This window comes from Paenibacillus nitricinens, assembly GCF_052056485.1.
Classification (GTDB): Bacteria; Bacillota; Bacilli; order Paenibacillales; family Paenibacillaceae; genus Paenibacillus_AQ; species Paenibacillus_AQ nitricinens.
In genome coordinates this window covers 6,390,259-6,407,164 of sequence record NZ_CP183948.1, presented here as the reverse complement: position 1 = coordinate 6,407,164, position 16,906 = coordinate 6,390,259, and the positions used below count along the sequence as shown (strand labels likewise).

General features: G+C 45.2%; 10 protein-coding genes. 6 read left to right on the top strand and 4 right to left on the bottom strand.

The window, feature by feature from the left end; genetic code table 11:
* Nucleotides 1–60: 60 nt before the first annotated feature.
* Nucleotides 61–609, bottom strand: a complete 549-nt coding sequence (locus ACN6KS_RS28560) for a GNAT family N-acetyltransferase (RefSeq protein WP_094872103.1) — start codon at nucleotides 607–609, stop codon at nucleotides 61–63.
* Between the two features lie 230 nt (nucleotides 610–839).
* Here ACN6KS_RS28560 and ACN6KS_RS28555 point away from each other — a divergent pair, with 230 nt between their 5' ends.
* Nucleotides 840–2,546, top strand: coding sequence for a glutamine--tRNA ligase/YqeY domain fusion protein (locus ACN6KS_RS28555; RefSeq protein ID WP_094872105.1), 1,707 nt, complete (start codon nucleotides 840–842; stop codon nucleotides 2,544–2,546).
* A gap of 180 nt (nucleotides 2,547–2,726) precedes the next feature.
* Here the strand turns inward: ACN6KS_RS28555 and ACN6KS_RS28550 are convergent, their stop codons facing one another.
* The gene (locus tag ACN6KS_RS28550) at nucleotides 2,727–3,959 is read right to left on the bottom strand and encodes an MFS transporter (protein WP_373455852.1); all 1,233 of its coding nucleotides are present in this window, start codon (nucleotides 3,957–3,959) and stop codon (nucleotides 2,727–2,729) included.
* Between the two features lie 369 nt (nucleotides 3,960–4,328).
* On the opposite strand from ACN6KS_RS28550, the gene ACN6KS_RS28545 reads away from it, so the two are divergent.
* From ACN6KS_RS28545 to ACN6KS_RS28530, 4 genes are all read left to right on the top strand, one after another.
* Nucleotides 4,329–6,185, top strand: a complete 1,857-nt coding sequence (locus ACN6KS_RS28545) for an ABC transporter ATP-binding protein (protein WP_094874784.1) — start codon at nucleotides 4,329–4,331, stop codon at nucleotides 6,183–6,185.
* Nucleotides 6,115–6,801 (top strand): response regulator transcription factor, encoded by a 687-nt coding sequence (locus ACN6KS_RS28540; RefSeq protein ID WP_094874785.1) that lies wholly within the window; start codon nucleotides 6,115–6,117, stop codon nucleotides 6,799–6,801. Before ACN6KS_RS28545 ends, ACN6KS_RS28540 begins: the two co-directional genes overlap by 71 nt.
* Nucleotides 6,788–7,840: a HAMP domain-containing sensor histidine kinase gene (locus ACN6KS_RS28535; protein WP_341135902.1), complete on the top strand. Its 1,053-nt coding sequence runs from the start codon at nucleotides 6,788–6,790 to the stop codon at nucleotides 7,838–7,840. The genes ACN6KS_RS28540 and ACN6KS_RS28535 overlap by 14 nt, the downstream gene beginning before the upstream one ends.
* A gap of 105 nt (nucleotides 7,841–7,945) precedes the next feature.
* Nucleotides 7,946–11,365, top strand: a complete 3,420-nt coding sequence (locus ACN6KS_RS28530) for an S-layer homology domain-containing protein (protein ID WP_440960963.1) — start codon at nucleotides 7,946–7,948, stop codon at nucleotides 11,363–11,365.
* A gap of 91 nt (nucleotides 11,366–11,456) precedes the next feature.
* On the opposite strand, the gene moaA is transcribed toward ACN6KS_RS28530, so the two are convergent.
* The gene (moaA, locus tag ACN6KS_RS28525; RefSeq protein WP_440960962.1) at nucleotides 11,457–12,458 is read right to left on the bottom strand and encodes a GTP 3',8-cyclase MoaA; all 1,002 of its coding nucleotides are present in this window, start codon (nucleotides 12,456–12,458) and stop codon (nucleotides 11,457–11,459) included.
* A 415-nt stretch (nucleotides 12,459–12,873) separates the two neighbouring features.
* Here moaA and ACN6KS_RS28520 point away from each other — a divergent pair, with 415 nt between their 5' ends.
* On the top strand, nucleotides 12,874–13,566 hold the full coding sequence (locus ACN6KS_RS28520) for a TorD/DmsD family molecular chaperone (RefSeq protein WP_094871099.1): 693 nt from the start codon (nucleotides 12,874–12,876) through the stop codon (nucleotides 13,564–13,566).
* Nucleotides 13,567–13,743: 177 nt separating this feature from the next.
* Here ACN6KS_RS28520 and ACN6KS_RS28515 read toward each other — a convergent pair whose 3' ends face one another.
* A complete protein-coding gene (locus ACN6KS_RS28515) occupies nucleotides 13,744–16,881 on the bottom strand; it encodes an efflux RND transporter permease subunit (protein ID WP_094871101.1) in 3,138 nt (1,045 codons plus the stop codon).
* Between the last annotated feature and the right edge of the window lie 25 nt (nucleotides 16,882–16,906).

Below are 16,906 nucleotides of genomic sequence, written 5' to 3'. Positions count from 1 at the left end.
TATGCCTTCCAGGTTTATTTTGAATTATGAGCTTATGTGTGTTGCATGGCTTAGCCTAACTTAGCCGAGCAGCTGCCATTCACTACGCAATAAACCGTATACGGCATGGTTGACGTAGCCATCAGGCAGCTTCTCTGCCTGTCTAATCACACCCTCAAGAACAAAACCAAGTCGTTCCGGGATCGCCCGGCTGGAAACATTTCCGGTCGCGCAGCGAATTTCTACACGTTGCAGCTCCATTTCCAATAGTGCATAGTCCACTAGAACGCGACAGGCGCTGGTCATATAACCTTTGCCTTCATAACCTTCACCTAGCCAATAACCAATCCCTACGGAGCGGTTATGCCAGTCAATTTGATGATACCCAATGATGCCAGCCAGCTCGCCGCGAATCCAAAGCCCGGCGGTGAAGCCGCCATTTTCGGTGCCTTGTTTTGTAGCATTTTTGATGAAATTAAGGCTGTGATCCTGTTCCGTAACGGCGTCCACCCAAGGAAGCCATTGCCTAAGCCGTTCCCGCGAGCGCTCCACTAACGCGAATATGTGCCTAGCATGCTCAGGCAGGAGCGGCTTTAACATCAGCTCTTCATCGATGACATAATTAAACAAGCGGTTGCCTCCTTTTCGGCACAAGGCCTTATGTATGATTATGGATTATTTCTTATGATTATCATGCTACTCTATCGCCCGCAGAGAAGTCAAAAGGTCTAAAGACGCTAAAAAATGATCCTGACCTTGTGCCCCCTTTTATTGAACAATCTAGAGTTAACGGGTATATTAGTAGGAAACATGTTTATACAAGAAGTAGTGTAACACTACAGAATGAAAGGTTGATAGCTGTGGAGAACCGTACTACCCCCTCCAATTTTATTAAAAATGTTATTACCGAAGACCTCCGTACAGGTAAAGTAAAGGAAGTTGTCACACGCTTTCCGCCGGAGCCGAACGGTTATTTACATATCGGACATGCCAAGGCGATCTGGATTAACTTTACACTGGCGGACGAGTTCGGTGGTAAGACTAATCTAAGATTTGACGACACGAATCCGGCCAAAGAGGACATGGAGTATGTAAACTCCATTCAGGAAGATGTAAAGTGGCTCGGTTATGAATGGGAAGAGCTGCGTTTTGCATCTGATTATTTTGAGGAAATGTACAAACGTGCCGAATTATTAATTACAAAGGGCAAAGCCTATGTCGATGACCTCAGTGCGGATGAAATTCGTCAATTGCGTGGAACGCTGACGGAACCAGGAAAGAACAGTCCGCATCGCGATCGTAGCATCGAAGAGAATTTGGATCTGTTCCGGCGTATGCGTGCAGGCGAATTCAAGGACGGTGAGAAGGTTCTTCGCGCCAAGATCGATATGGCGTCACCGAATATTAACCTGCGTGATCCTGTCATTTATCGGATTACACATGCACATCACCATAACACAGGCGATAAATGGTGTATCTATCCAATGTATACCTTCGCTCATCCGTTAGAAGATGCTATTGAGGGGGTTACCCACTCCCTTTGCTCACTTGAATTCGAAGATCAACGTCCATTCTACGACTGGGTTGTAGCTGAATGTGAGATGCCAGCTGTCCCTCATCAATATGAATTTGGTCGTCTGAATCTGGCTCAAACGATGACTAGTAAGCGTAAGCTGAAGCTGCTTGTAGACGAAGGACATGTAGACGGTTGGGATGATCCACGGATGCCTACGATTTCTGGTCTACGCCGCAGAGGATATACACCGGAAGCGATTCGTAAATTCGTATATGAAGCAGGGATCTCCAAGAGTCAGGGTCTGGTGGACCTGCAAATGCTGGAGCACTTTATTCGTGAGGATCTTAAGCTAACTGTACCGCGTACTATGGCTGTGTTACGACCGCTTAAGGTTGTAATTACCAACTATCCAGAAGGTCAAACGGAATGGCTTGAAGCGGAGAATAATACAGAGAATGAAGAAATGGGTGTACGCCAAATTCCATTCTCGCGTGAAATTTATGTGGAACGTGATGACTTTATGGAGAATCCGCCGAACAAATATTTCCGGTTGTTCCCTGGCAATGAAGTACGTCTGAAGCATGCTTATTTCATTAAATGTAATGATGTTATTAAGGATGAGAATGGCGAGGTAGTGGAGCTGCATTGTACGTATGATCCAGAAACGAAGAGTGGAAGCGGGTTTACAGGCCGCAAGGTAAAGGGTACGTTGCACTGGGTTGAAGCTAGCCAAGCGGTTCCTGCGGAATTCCGTCTATATGAGCCTCTGATTTCTGCTGAAGAAGCGGATGAAGCTGTGGAGGTTGAAGGTTTGGATTCCTCGGTAGAGAAATCGGAGCCTAGTTTCTTAGATCAGCTAAATCCTAAATCCATTGAAATCCTGCAAGGGTTTGTTGAACCTGCGCTTAAGGATAGCGTGGCTCAGGATAAATTCCAGTTCTTCCGTCATGGCTATTTTAATGTGGATAGCAAATATTCGGCGCCTGGACATCTTGTATTCAATCTTATCGTTTCACTGAAGAGTTCATTTCAGCCTCCTAAACAAGGCTAAACAGATAAATTAATTAAGGTAACAACAAAGCAGGCTCAAACGTCCCGAATAGGTACGTTTGAGCCTGCTTTTTGTTGAAAATATAAGAAAGTATAAGTTTTGCACCTATACTTCATGTCTTATATTTCTCGCTTAAACGCTTACCGTCCTTATAAGGACGCCGAAGGCGTTTATACTTGATTATAATGCTTCAATGTCGAAGATCTCTTCATCTTCCTCTGAAGGGGGACGATACCCGCCGCGGCTAACAAAGAGCCACATGAAACCAAAGCCAAGCGTTCCAATAAGCGTCAAGAATACACCTGTCTGATACATGCTTTGTGCACCCAGATACTGATACATCCAACCTCCGAGAATACCTCCAATGAAACCGGATATCCCACTCCAGCTTAGGGTGTAGAGTGCTTGTCCGGAAGAGCGATAAGGACGTGGAATCAGGAGCATCGTCAATTGGGTGCCTACATAGAAAAAGCCGCCGAACGTTATGCAGTGTAAAATTTGAATGAACACCACTTGAAGGGCAGTAGTCGCATCAGCCATAAACCACCAACGCAGAACGAACAAACCACTGACCAATGCAAGCCAGCCGAGCAGAACAGAAATTTTACGTTTCAGGAACCGGTCACAGAGAACGAATACGCCTACCTCCAAAATGGAGGAGAGGAATACGGCAAGACCAATCATTTTTTTAGAACCGCCCAGATCCGTAATATACAAGGATATAAATGTAGTGTTCATAGTGTTTGGTATGGATACCAGAATACCAAACACTAAAAAACACAAGAAAAAAGGATTGAAAATCAACTTACCTAAGCCCTTATACGGCATCGGAGCTCTCATAATGGTATGGTTTATTTTAGGTAATACAAGAACGGATAGGATTGATGCACCTAGTAACGCTGTAAGCAGATAGGTCAAGATGGATACATCAGCCCAATCCAGGATAAAGCCGGCGACAATCGCAATCAGTGCCCACCCTATTGAACCCCAAAGCCGGAAAGAACGGAAGCGCTGATTAGTTCCATCAATATAGCTGAGAATCATCGTGTTACTTTGAGCAAATAGTGGTCCTTGGAAGAAATAGAACAAAATAATGGCGTTGTAGATCGTTTCATATGTATTTGCTCGAAACATAAACTGTGAGCACACTAACGTTCCGAATAACATTAGCAAAACGATACGCCGTATATTCTGAGAACGGTCTGTTAAGAACGCCCAAAATGGATTTGCAAATATGGATACTAGCGCTCCCATAGAGAATAAGACACCGATCTCTAATTTGTTCATCCCTACATCCAGCAGGTATAGTTGAAAGAAGCTGGTGAAGAGGACCATGGTTCCATATACAAAAAAATTGAACCATTTTAAAGACGTGATAGAAGATGGAATAACGCCTTTTCGCAAATGGTTCACTCCTTTCTCACTAAATATCTTGCATGGAGTAGAGTGGCCAATAGTAGGCCCTTCTATCACTGTAACACGTGTTGAAAAGGGATACAAACACCCTTTTTTACTTTTTTTCATTATTTTGGGTTTTATTTATGTTTGAGACGCTAAGCGACAAAAAATGCGTGAATGCGTGCGTAGAAGGTACAAACGCTAAGTGTAACGGGCGTTATTTTGGCCTGTGACTATTCCCGCAGAATGAGAACTGACAAGGCATTATTGTCTGATCGGCGCGTTTAACTTCAGTTTACAATCTGCAGATAGGATGGGTGTAAGGCGAGAAAGATATTACTATGCTTTTTTCGTAGAGCTATTAAGAAAAGGGGAGTCATTGTCATGAAGAAATCCGAATCCAAGCGAAAGATGGCGCTGAAGCCGTTCTTGACGCTATTAAGAGAAACCAAGCCTTCATACGGCTTATTGGCTATAGCCATTGCGTTAAGCATGATATCGACATTGGTCAGTCTGGTCATCCCGATGTTCACTAAGAACTTGGTGGATGGCTTTTCTCTGGCCTCCGTGAGCAAGCTGCAAATTGCGGGTATAGCAGCTGCATTTATTGCGCAGACCATTGCGGGAGGGATCTCTATCTATCTGCTCAATTATGCAGGTCAGAAGATGGTTGCAGGTCTGCGGGACCGACTGTGGCGTAAATTTCTAGTTCTGCCTGTGGCTTATTATAATGACAACCGAACGGGAGAAAGTGTCAGCCGCATGACGAATGATACAGGGATTATCAAAACGCTAATTTCTGAACATCTAGCCAGCTTATTTACCGGAGTGATTTCCATTGTAGGTTCGATCTCAGTTCTACTATTTTTAAATTGGAAAATGACACTTGTTCTATTCACTGTTCTTCCACTTTCTGCGCTGATACTAGTACCACTTGGGCGGCAGATGTACAAAATCTCGAAGGGTATGCAGGACGAGACAGCTTCTTTTACTGCTACACTTAGTGGTGTTTTATCTGAGATCCGTCTGGTCAAATCCTCAGGCGCAGAGAAAAAAGAGTACGAGGCAGGCAAGGCTGGAATTATGAACCTGCTTTCTTTTGGTATTCGTGAAGGCAAGATTAGCGCGATGATCAGTCCACTTGTCTCCTTTGTTTTTATGATGCTGCTTGTGGTCATTATCGGTTATGGTGGGATGCAGGTATCTTCCGGCGTCTTGACGGCTGGAGAACTAGTCGCCTTTATTCTTTATCTTATTCAGATTATTATGCCACTTACTCAACTGACTACGTTCTTCACACAGATTCAGAAAGCTAAGGGTGCCTCTGAGCGTATTATTGAGACCTTGGCAGCAGAAGAGGAAGTATATGAAGGACAGGAAGAGGCAAATGGCGAAGAAGGTCCGATCTCAGTAGAGGGATTAAGCTTTGGATATAAAAATGGTGAGAAGGTATTGAATGATGTAAGCTTCCAGATGCTTCCTGGGCAGGTGACGGCTATTGTCGGACCGAGTGGAGGCGGTAAGACCACGTTGTTCTCCTTGCTAGAACGTTTTTACGAGCCTCAGTCAGGCCTGATTAAGCTGGGTGACAAGCCAGTATCTACATTCTCACTGCGTTCGTGGCGGAAGCTTATAGGGTATGTCTCGCAGGAAAGTCCGCTGCTTTCAGGTACGATTGCTGAGAATTTAACCTACGGATTGGATCGTGACGTTAGCAGGGAGGAGATGCACGCAGCAGCAGCAATGGCTTATGCAGATGGCTTTATTGATGCACTTCCTGAAGGCTATAATACGGATGTCGGCGAAAGAGGCGTGAAGCTGTCTGGTGGACAGCGGCAACGGATTGCTATTGCTAGAGCACTGCTGCGGAACCCGAAGATTCTTATGCTTGATGAAGCCACTTCCAGTCTGGATAGCCAATCGGAAGCCGTGGTGCAGAAGGCACTGTCCAATTTGATGGAGGGTCGGACTACGATTGTAATAGCGCACCGTTTGGCTACAGTTGTAAATGCAGAGCAGATTATTTTTATGGAAAAGGGTCAAATTACCGGAATGGGAAGTCATGAGGAGCTACTGGAAAACCATGAATTATATCGTGAATTTGCCACCCAGCAGCTACAGATGAATAACCCCGAGATTCAGGACATTAAAGAGGAGGCTCCAGTGCTGTATGACAAAAATACTAGTAGTGGACGACGATCCGCACATCCGCGAATTGGTAGAAGTATTTCTGAGAGCTGAAGGAATGGATGAGATCTATGGAGCATCCGATGGACTGGAGGCTCTTCAGATTCTGGAAGGTAATAACATAGATTTAGCTATTATTGATGTAATGATGCCCAACATGGACGGCTGGGAGTTATGCCGGCGGATGCGCCACAACTATGATTTCCCGATTTTAATGCTGACAGCCAAAGGGGAAACCTCACAAATTGTAAAAGGCTTTGAGCTGGGTAGTGATGATTATCTGGTCAAGCCATTTGAGCCGGTTGTACTTATTGCGAGAGTAAAGGCGCTGCTTAAACGATATCAGATTTCGGCCGCGCAAAGTGTGACCGTAGGCCGCTTGCGTATGAATCGTAAAACCTACGAGGTCTCCTCAGAGTATGGGGAAATCACCTTGCCGCTTAAGGAATTTGAGCTGTTGTTTAAGCTGGGCAGCTATCCGGGGCAAACATTAACAAGAGACAGGCTGATCGAAGAAATTTGGGGTTATGATTTTGAAGGGAATGAGCGGACGCTCGATGTGCATATCAATCGTTTGCGTGAACGGTTCAATCAGGATAACTATGGTTTCGTTATTCGTACGATCCGCGGACTAGGGTATCGGCTGGAGGCTGAGTATGAATCAGTTTAAGGAGATTCTTAAGCGGATTGGGATGACTTTTGTGTATTTTGGTGGCGTTGGGATTAGCTGGAGTGCAGCTTATTTCCTGATGAACTGGATATATAGCAGGGTTGGGCGTCCCTCCTCGGAGTATGTTGTTCAATTAATCAGTGTGATGGTCGGTATTGTAATCTTGTTCCTGATGGCATTATTAACCTCAAAGTTTTTTCGGGGCTGGGAACGTGTTTTCTATAACTCGATCATCGAAGGTTTAGGGCGTATTGCTAAGGGTGATTTCGATGTGGTACTGGATAATAAAAAGGACTACAGGGAATTCGGTGAAATTGTAGAGAGTATCAACGTAATGGCCAGCGAGCTGAGCCAGATGGAGACTATGCGTCAGGATTTTATCTCCAATGTATCGCATGAAATCCAGTCTCCGCTAACCTCGATTCGGGGGTTTGCTCTTGCACTTCAGGATGAGACTGTAAGTGTGGAGAGTAGAAGGCATTATCTTAATATTATTGTGGCTGAGAGTACCCGTGTATCTGGGCTCAGTGATAATTTATTGAAGCTGTCCGCGCTTGAATCGGGCAATTTCCCGTTTGAAAATCAGGTTTACCGTCTGGATAAGCAGCTTCGTGATACCATTCTGGCTTCCGAGCCCCAATGGCTGGAGAAAAATATAGAGGTAGAGGCCGAATTGGAAGAAGTAAACATCAATGCGGTTAAAGATTTGATGAGGCAGGTTTGGACCAATCTCCTGCATAACAGCATCAAATTTACTCCACAGAGCGGTTGTATTCATATTAGGCTTCGTATGGTGGATGAACGGGTAGAGGTAGAGATTCAAGATAGCGGGATTGGTATCTCGGAGGAAGATTTGCCTCGGGTCTTCGAGCGTTTTTATAAGGCGGACAAAGCTAGAACTGCAAGCGGTGGCGGCAGCGGACTGGGTCTATCATTGGTTAAAAAAATCGTTGAGCTGCATGAAGGAAGGGTAACTGTAGCTAGTCGTCCTGGGGAAGGAACGGCGTTCACGGTAAGCCTGCCAGTTCGAATAAAATAAGGTTTACACAAACATGTAACAAATTCCGACATGTCTTTACAATCTTCTACTATTCTAAATAAAGAATAATAGAAAATTAAAAAGTCATCGGAGGGTTAAATCATTTTGAAAAAGAGAAAAGTTCGCGTATTTTTAACTAGTTCGCTTGCCGTATTATTGTTGAGCCCTAACCTAACGCAGGCAGCATACAGTGCTTCTGCTCAATCAACGCCTGAGTTCACGACAACAGCTTCTGAACATTCAGGCAAGTGGATGACAGGTGAATATCACGCACATACTTTTGAATCGAATGATGCTCAGGAGTCACTGAAGAGTGTCCTCGATGCTGCATTTGAACAAAATGGTTTTGACTGGATGGCACTGGCTGACCACCTTCGGGTATCTGACCGGGATGACGAAGGGGTGAATCTGCCCGGCGGCTCCATTCCGATGTCTCAAGGCATTATAGATTATCAGAATGAGAAAATTAAGAAGTTACAGGCAGAAGGCAAATACGCTGGTAAAATCATTTTTTCCGGCTTTGAGTGGGATATGCCCCAATATGATCATGCTGCGGTTGGGATTGTTACAGATCATCCAGGGTCTGCAGAAGCTTTGAAGGCTATTAATCAATTTGAATATTTATTTACTAATCGGGATGTAAGTATGTTCGATCCTGCAGATGTGGCTAAGTGGAGTGTGGCAGATAAGAGATCTTTTTCTACAAAAGAAGATACTCGCACAGCTATGAAATGGCTAAGTAGTCATTATCCAGATAGCTATGTACTGATCAATCACCCCTCCAGAAAAAATGGTACAAGCTCGGAGCTTAAAATAGAGGATATCCGTGATTTTAACAATATCGATCCGAATCTTGTCTTCGGCTTTGAAGGTATGCTGGGCAATCAGATGGCGAGTGATCGGGGAGAGACGCCTGAGACTTACGGAGGTACAGACGTCAAAGTTGCACAGCTTGGAGGAATGTGGGACGCACTGCTGGGTGAGGGACGCAGATTTTGGAATTTTGCTAACTCAGACTTTCATTTCAAAACAAAAAATGATCAATTTTCCAGCGGTTACTGGCCTGGTGAATATTCCAAGAACTATACCTGGGTGGATGGCTCCGATATTAACGCTGTCGTAGATGGCATGCGGTCAGGGAAATCCTTCTCTGTTTTTGGGGATCTCATCAACGCATTAGAGTTTAACGTGTCTGGAGATGGACAAGAGGAAGAAATGGGCGGCGAACTGGACGTAAAACAAGGGGACGACCTAGAGCTTACGATCCGTTTCAAAAGTCCACAGCAAAATAATAATGGCGACGCTGTTAAGGTAGATCATGTAGATTTAATCTCCGGTGAAGTCCATGGCAAGGTTGATCCAGGCACACCTGATTACACCAAAGCGACTAACGATTCAACACAAGTGTTGAAACGTTTCACAAGCGAGGACTGGACTACCGATTCCGAAGGCTACAATGTTATTAAGTATAAGGTAGAGGCAGTGGACAAGGATCGTTACTTCCGGTTAAGAGGAACTAACCTGGGAACTGATGTTGCAGGAGAAACGGTTAACGGCGAACCGCAGATTGATCCAAAAAATAATACTGTCGATAACCTGACTCGTTTCGAAGAAATCAATGCCCGTAATTATAGTGATATGTGGTTTTATTCCAATCCGATTTTTGTGGATGTGGAGTCGTACACCGATCAGCAGGCAGTTAATGATACTATGACTGAATTAGATCTAGGAGATACAAGCGCAGTAACTTCTGATCAAACGTTGCCTACAGAAGGCAAACACGGGACAAGTATTGTGTGGAAAAGCTCCAATCCGGTCCTGATGACGAATGCAGGTAAAATCACCTTCCAACCTAAGAAGGATACGAAGCTGACATTAACAGCTACAATCCAGCGGGGATTAGCTACGGAAACGAAGGCTTTTGAAGTAACGCTGAGCGGAGATGATCGTATCACCCCATTGGCCCTTCATAGCACATTAAAGACTGAGAACGGACAATCTTATTTAAGTGGTGACTGGACGAATCACAGTGTTTCTGTAAGCGTGTATGCTAGCGTATATATTCCTGGTGCGGATGTATCCATTCAATTGGCGAACGATGTAAACGGCAATTTCCTACCCTATGAAAGTGGGAAAGTGGTTGAGATTTCGGAAGAAGGCCAACATCAACTGCAATTTAAAGCAACGGATTCTTTAGAAAATACGACAACACTGCCCATTGCTGTGAATATCGATCGTACAGCACCTGTGATTACCCTGAAGGGGGATAGTCATCTGAATCTGACCCAAGGGAATGGCTTCAAGGACCCGGGCGCAGAGGTTGCGGACAAGGTTGGGATTGCGGGGGCTATCCTGGTGACAGGAACAGTGGATGTGCAGACTCCAGGAACCTATAAACTGAAATACAATGCCACAGATTTGGCTGGTAATGCGGCTACTGAGGTTGTACGCACAGTAGTTGTAACCGCGGGCACTGGCAGTGGAGGGGGAAATAATAACGGAGGGGGCAGCGGACCAGTTCCAACTCCAGCTCCTACCGCGACGCCATCTCCTACAGGGCAGCCCGCTACAACTCCGCGTGTGGAATTGGAGGTAAAAGCACAGCAGGGAGGAACGGGCACACTTAAAGACGTGGGCAGCTTTACGATTCCGGCTGGAGCGTTGTCTGGTAACAGCGAAATTTCCTTTTCGGTTGTTGCTACTGGTGAGACACCAGCTAAAGGCGATCTTCAGGCTGTGAGTGTAGCCGTTGAGCTTACTAGCGGCAAGACGGGCATGCTCAATAAACCTGTAGAATTGTCTCTGAATTACGATGCTGCTCAGATTACATCAGGTCATAAAGCGGCAATCTACTATTATAACGAACAGCTTAAAAAATGGATTTACGTGGGTGGTCAAAGCCAAACGGCTGGGATTATAACTGCAAATGTGAATCAGTTCGCTAAATATGCTGTATTTAATTATCAGGCTCCATCGATTACTGATTTGAATAATCATTGGTCTTCTACATTTACAGACCGTCTAATCGGAATGGGTGTTATGAAAGGGTATGAGGATCATACCTTCCGTCCGAATGAGGAGGTTACCCGCACACAGTTTGCGTCTATGATTGTACGGGCGCTAGGTTTGCAATCTATGGGTAGCACGATGAAATTCGCGGATCAAAGTGCGATTCCATCTTGGGCTGCAAATGATGTAGCAGCGGCGGTAAATGCCGGAATCCTTCGTGGATATGAGGTAAATGGCAAAATGTTCTTCGAGCCTTTGGAGAAAATTACCCGTGCTGAAATGTCAGTTATGCTCGCCAATGCTTTGAACGCTAATGCCCATAAGCAAACGGATAAAGAGGGGAACTTCGCGGATCTTACCTCCATTCCACAATGGGCACAGGCATCTGTAAAAGCGGGTGTTAAAGCTGGTATTTTGGGTGGATTCGAGGATCATACGTTCCGACCTGAGAACCATGCTACAAGAGCGGAAGCAGCAGCGACCATTTACAAGCTGCTCGAGGCCCTGTATCTATAAAATATGGATGGCGAGGCCATCCTTTAATCTCTAATTGAAACGCCGCTTTTCCCAATTGTTTTGGGGAAAGCGGCGTTTTTAATAAGACAGACTAACCTCCGATTTGAGACATACGCCGAGTCGTCGGCGTGTGGCTTTGTGCTTTTTTCTCCAAGGCTAATGCCATTTCGTGGTTATGCGGCTTGTTACCCAGAGCTTTGCGGAATAAGGCCTGCACTGCTGCAGGATCGCTTATTAGGGGACGGACATTGTACTCGTCTTCCCAATACAGACAAGCTTTGATATGGCCATCTGCAGTTAGTCTTAGACGATTGCAGTTATCGCAAAAGTGATCGCTTACGGGATGAATTAATCCGAACGTTCCTTGCGCTCCAATAACCCGCCGATTCTGGGAGGGACCATTGCCAGAGGGCATCTCTGCCTCCACGGTTTCCCATCCAGCTTCAGTACAGGCATCAATAACGGTCTCCAGCGGCAAATAGGATTGGCGCCAAGAATCAGTAGCACTTCCGATAGGCATATATTCAATAAAGCGTACATTTAGTGGACTGTTCAGCGTAAGGGAGATGAAATCCTTGATCTCGTCATCATTAATCCCTTTCATTAGTACAACGTTAAGCTTGATCGGCGCCAGCCCAGCAGCTTGTGCTGCCTCAATCCCCTTTAGTACCTTGGAGACCTCACCGCCGCGTGTAATCATAACGAAGCGATCTTGCCGTAATGAGTCTAGGCTGATGTTCACACGTGTTAGTCCGGCTTGTTTTAACAACTTTGCTTTAGCTGGTAGCATTAATCCATTTGTAGTCAGTGAAATATCGTCGATCCCAGGAATGGCAGATATCATAGCCACTAGCTTTTCGAGATCTTTGCGTACAAGAGGTTCTCCACCGGTTAACCTTACTTTACGTAACCCGAGAGGGGCTAGCGAATCTACAACTGCGGTGATTTCCTCATAACTCAGAATCTCGTCCTGTGGCTGGAATTCCATCCCTTCCGCTGGCATACAATAAATGCAACGCAGGTTGCAGCGGTCGGTAACCGAAATGCGGATGTAATCGTGTAAACGCCCAAAAGGGTCCGTCAGCGGCTCCATAGCGTTGCTCCCTTCAATTGTCGGTATAGTGAATGCTTTTCTCCTTAAGAGGTGATGAGGGCTGTTATACTTGTTTAGAATTTTAAAGATCACTTGAGGGTACGTCAATGAGCAAAGTAGTGGACGTGTTAAGCACCCCCTAATTAAATAAGGAAGGTTATGATTTTATTGCATAATTATGGACAAACTAAATAGAATGATGAAGCCGAAATAGTCTTGCGAAAATGTGACAAAAGTACGACAAATGATGTGATTAGTCATAGAATGCTCACGGAAAGCGTTTTAAATATCCGATATAATCTAGGTGCGGATTACTTTATTCTTTCACTTTTGCGAAAACAGAAAGGATACCGGGAACTTCACATCGTAATGTGACGGTGTGTGACCGGGAAACCCAATGAGGAGGATTTGCAAAATGACTATGCAAACTGTTCCATCGCTCGCCGTGCCGGAGGCATTTAGCCATTGGTTGGAAAGTCGGGGATTAATATATCAGCTTTTAGTGGATTTTTTGGGTAGAAAACCATCACTCTCCCTTGTGGCTCAGTGGAGCCGCAATCGCAAGATGAGTGTTGCTGCAGAAATGACGGAAGGCGGGCGGGAACTGAAGCGTTATCTGAGTCAGGAACCGAACCAGCTCCTGAAGATATGCGAGAAAGAGTGCCTGGAGTATAAACGGCTTATGCACGAACAGACAGTAAGCTCTTTTAAATTACGTGAAGCTGCTATTCTGGGTCGTTCTGAAGATTTCTGCAACGTGCTTGCTGATGTGTATACTTCCGCAGGAATTGTTTTTAACAAATGTAATGGTGAAGCTGATGATCATATTGCTATTGAGCTGGAATTTATGGCAGTAATGCATGAGCGTATGTTGTATAATAGCTTTTCCATTAGAAGTGCTATGGAGCTGCTTGATATTCAGGAAGCCTTTTTGGAAGAACATTTACTGCAATGGACCCCACAGTTCTGCGACAAATTGAATGCAGCAACAGATAGTCCGTTGTATCTGGGGCTTTCCCATATGCTCGCAGAATTTCTGCCCCTTGATCTACAAATGCTGCGTTCCTGGAGAGCTTCACTAGAGAGCAGTGCAACAGCAATGCTATAAGAACACTATAATACAGAGCCCGGCCTATAAATTAGGTCGGGTTTTCCTTGCTGTGGAAGTGTAAATAGCGATTTAAATGAAGGTCCAAGTAAAAAAGAAGCTGTCCCCTAAGTAGTATTCACTACTTTGGAGACAGCTTCTTCATTTAGCATGTTTACTTGATATGCATCAAGTGTTCTAGTCAATTACCTTTTTACTGCGGAATTTCATCAGGAACTCATACACGACTGGTACTACTACAAGTGTCAGTAGCGTGGAACTGATCAAACCGCCGATAACAGTAACGCCTAGTCCTTTGGAGATGATCCCTGCACTGTTTTCAAGTCCTGTAACCAGTGGCAGCAATGCGCCAATCGTTGCAAGTGCAGTCATCAGGATTGGACGTAAACGTGTGCCGCCTGCTTCAAGCAAGGCTTGACGTGTGGTCATTCCTTCTTTTTCCTTATGAATAACGCGGTCGATGAGGACAATGGCATTCGTGACTACGATACCAATCAACATCAGCGCACCCATGAGGGAGGAGACGTTTAAGGTTTCTCCAGCGATTAGAAGAGCCACTAGTACCCCGATAATGGTGAAAGGAAGTGAGAACAGGATAGCAAATGGAGCTAATCCACCGCCAAATGTAACCACAAGCACGAAGTAAACGATGGCAATAGCAGCCGCCATAGCGATACCTAATTGACCAAATGTGTCATTGATCTGCTCGGTTACACCACCGAAGCTAACTGTTACGCCGTCAGGTAAGTCCATAGCATCTACTTTTTCCTTCACGAGGTTAGAAGCACTGTTGACGTCACTTGAAATAATCTCGGCAGTGACATCCACCTTCATTTTACCGTCCATCCGAGTAATCGAGTCTGGGGAAGACCCATTTTCAATTTTAGCGACTTGCCCGATTGGCACGGAGATGCCTAGTGGGGAAGTCAATGTAGCTTCTTCCATTTCTTTAATGCTCTTATACGTTTCTTTATCAGTTTCGATATAGACTTTGTAGTTCTTGCCGTCCATTTCTACTTCTGTGAGTACTGGACGTGTACCTGCAGGAGCAAGCTTCATCGCAATTTGTCCCGCTGTAAGTCCAAGGGAGCTAAGCTTTTCTTGGTCCGCTACAATCGTATATTGATCGTAAGCCTCTTTGAGACTTGTTTCTCCATCTTTGAAATTAGTGGTATCAGCCTGCACGATTTTGGCGATCTCATCTGCGACTGGCTTGATTTGATCTAAATCATCTCCGAATACATTCACGGTTAGTGAGCTTCCACCCATACCTCCGCTCATCATCGCAGACATATCGCCCCACACACCATCTGGGACTTCTGCGGTTAAGCCCTCGATCAACTTCTCTTTCACGGATTCGAAATCAGGAGTTTTGCTATCATAAACGATGAAGAAAAGTCCCGAATTGCTCGATCCGCCCATACCCATAGGGCCGCCGCCGCCGATGGAATATTGCATTTTATCTACATGCTGTTGCGCTAAAATATATTTCTCTGCTTTCAGACCTTGCTCTTGGACTTCTTCAGTTCTTTGCCCAGCCTTCGGTGAGTAGGTTAGCATAACCGTTTTATCCTCTTGGGAAGGCATAAAGCTAACGCCGATAGGCTTGATCAGGAACAAGCTGCCCGCAAGGAGCAGAACGGCTACTCCGAACGTAACGAGTTTATGGGAAAGACACCAGTTCAGAATCTTTTGGTAACCGGCAGACATTCTGTCTGGTTTCTCACTATGCGTCTTCTTACCTTTCAATCCGTTCCGGAACAGGGAGTGCGCCATTGCAGGAACTAGGGTAATCGCAACTACCAATGAAGCGAGCAGGGCGAAGACCATGGTTAAGGCGAAAGGCAAGAACAGCTCTCCAACCATGCCACTTACTAAAGCAAGCGGTAAGAACACTGCGATGGTTACAATTGTTGAGGACATGATTGGTACGAACATTTCACGTGTGGCTGCACTGATTAATTCCCGGCCTTTTAGCTTCTCCCCAGATAAGGAGAGTCGCCGGTATATGTTCTCTATGACTACAATCGAGTCATCGACTACCCGTCCGATGGCAACGGTCATCGCACCAAGGGTCATCATATTAAGCGTAATGTCCATTTGACGCAGACATAACACTGCGATCAGCAATGATAAAGGAATAGAGATGATAGAAATGATCGTCGAACGAATATTCCGCAGGAAGACCAAAATGATAATGACTGCGAAAAGGGCGCCAAATACCGCTTTGGACAACATTGTATTTACGGAGTCCTCAATCGGCTTACCTTGGTCAAGCAGAACTGTAAGGTCAATGCCTTTATATTGTGCTTTTAATTCTTCAGTTTTGTCCTTAACACCATTTACGACATCAACAGTGTTGGCATCGTTGGCTTTGACAATCTGGATACCGATCGATTCTTTACCATTCGTACGGGAGATCGATTCAGAATTCCCAACAACCTCAATTGTAGCAAGCTCTCCCAGCTTCACGGTCGGCAAGCCCATATTTGCAGCTCCGCCAGCAGCGCCTGCACCGGCAGCGCCAGCTCCAGGAGCTCCAGCACCAGCAGCACTCGCAGCACCAGTTGGCATTACTGGAATAGTCACATTTTTAAGATCCTCAACGGTGGTGATGTTGCCATCCACGACAACTGCCTTTTGAGCTTTGTCCATCTCGAACAGTCCTAGTGGAACGCGGAGGGAAGAGCCTTGAATAATCCCTTTAACCGTATCTTCTGTCAGTCCGTATTCCTTGAGCTTCTCTTGATTGAACTTAAGCGAAACTTCTTTGACGTATTGTCCAGAAATTTGAATAGAAGCAACACCCTCAACATCTTCAAGGGCGGGGCGAATATCGTTCTCGGCAATACGGGTTAGTTCTTCGAGATCTTCTGAATCCCCATTCGATAAACTAAGGGAGACTACAGGCATTGAGCTAAGGCTAAACCGGGAAATGGAAGGCTTTTGCACATTGTCCGGCAATGAGACCTCATTTAGCGCTTCGCGAACTGCTGCTGTAGCATTATCCAGATTCGTTCCATAATCAAACTCAATTTGAATACTGGAGGCATTCTCCAGAGAAGTGGAGGTGATTGTCTTTACGCCATCCACATTGCGCAGTTTTTGCTCTAACGGTTTGCTGACATCATTAACAACGCCTTCTGGTGCAGCCCCCGGATAGATGGTTGTTACGCTAAGATAGGGTATACTAATATTAGGTAAGGTTTCTTGCTTCATTGTCAGTCCGCTGTACAAACCGGCAAATACAATAATTATCGTCAGAAGCCAAATGGCAAATTTATTTCTGAGCGAGAAATTAATTAAGCTTTTCATAAGTTTTGTTTCTGCTCCTCTCGGG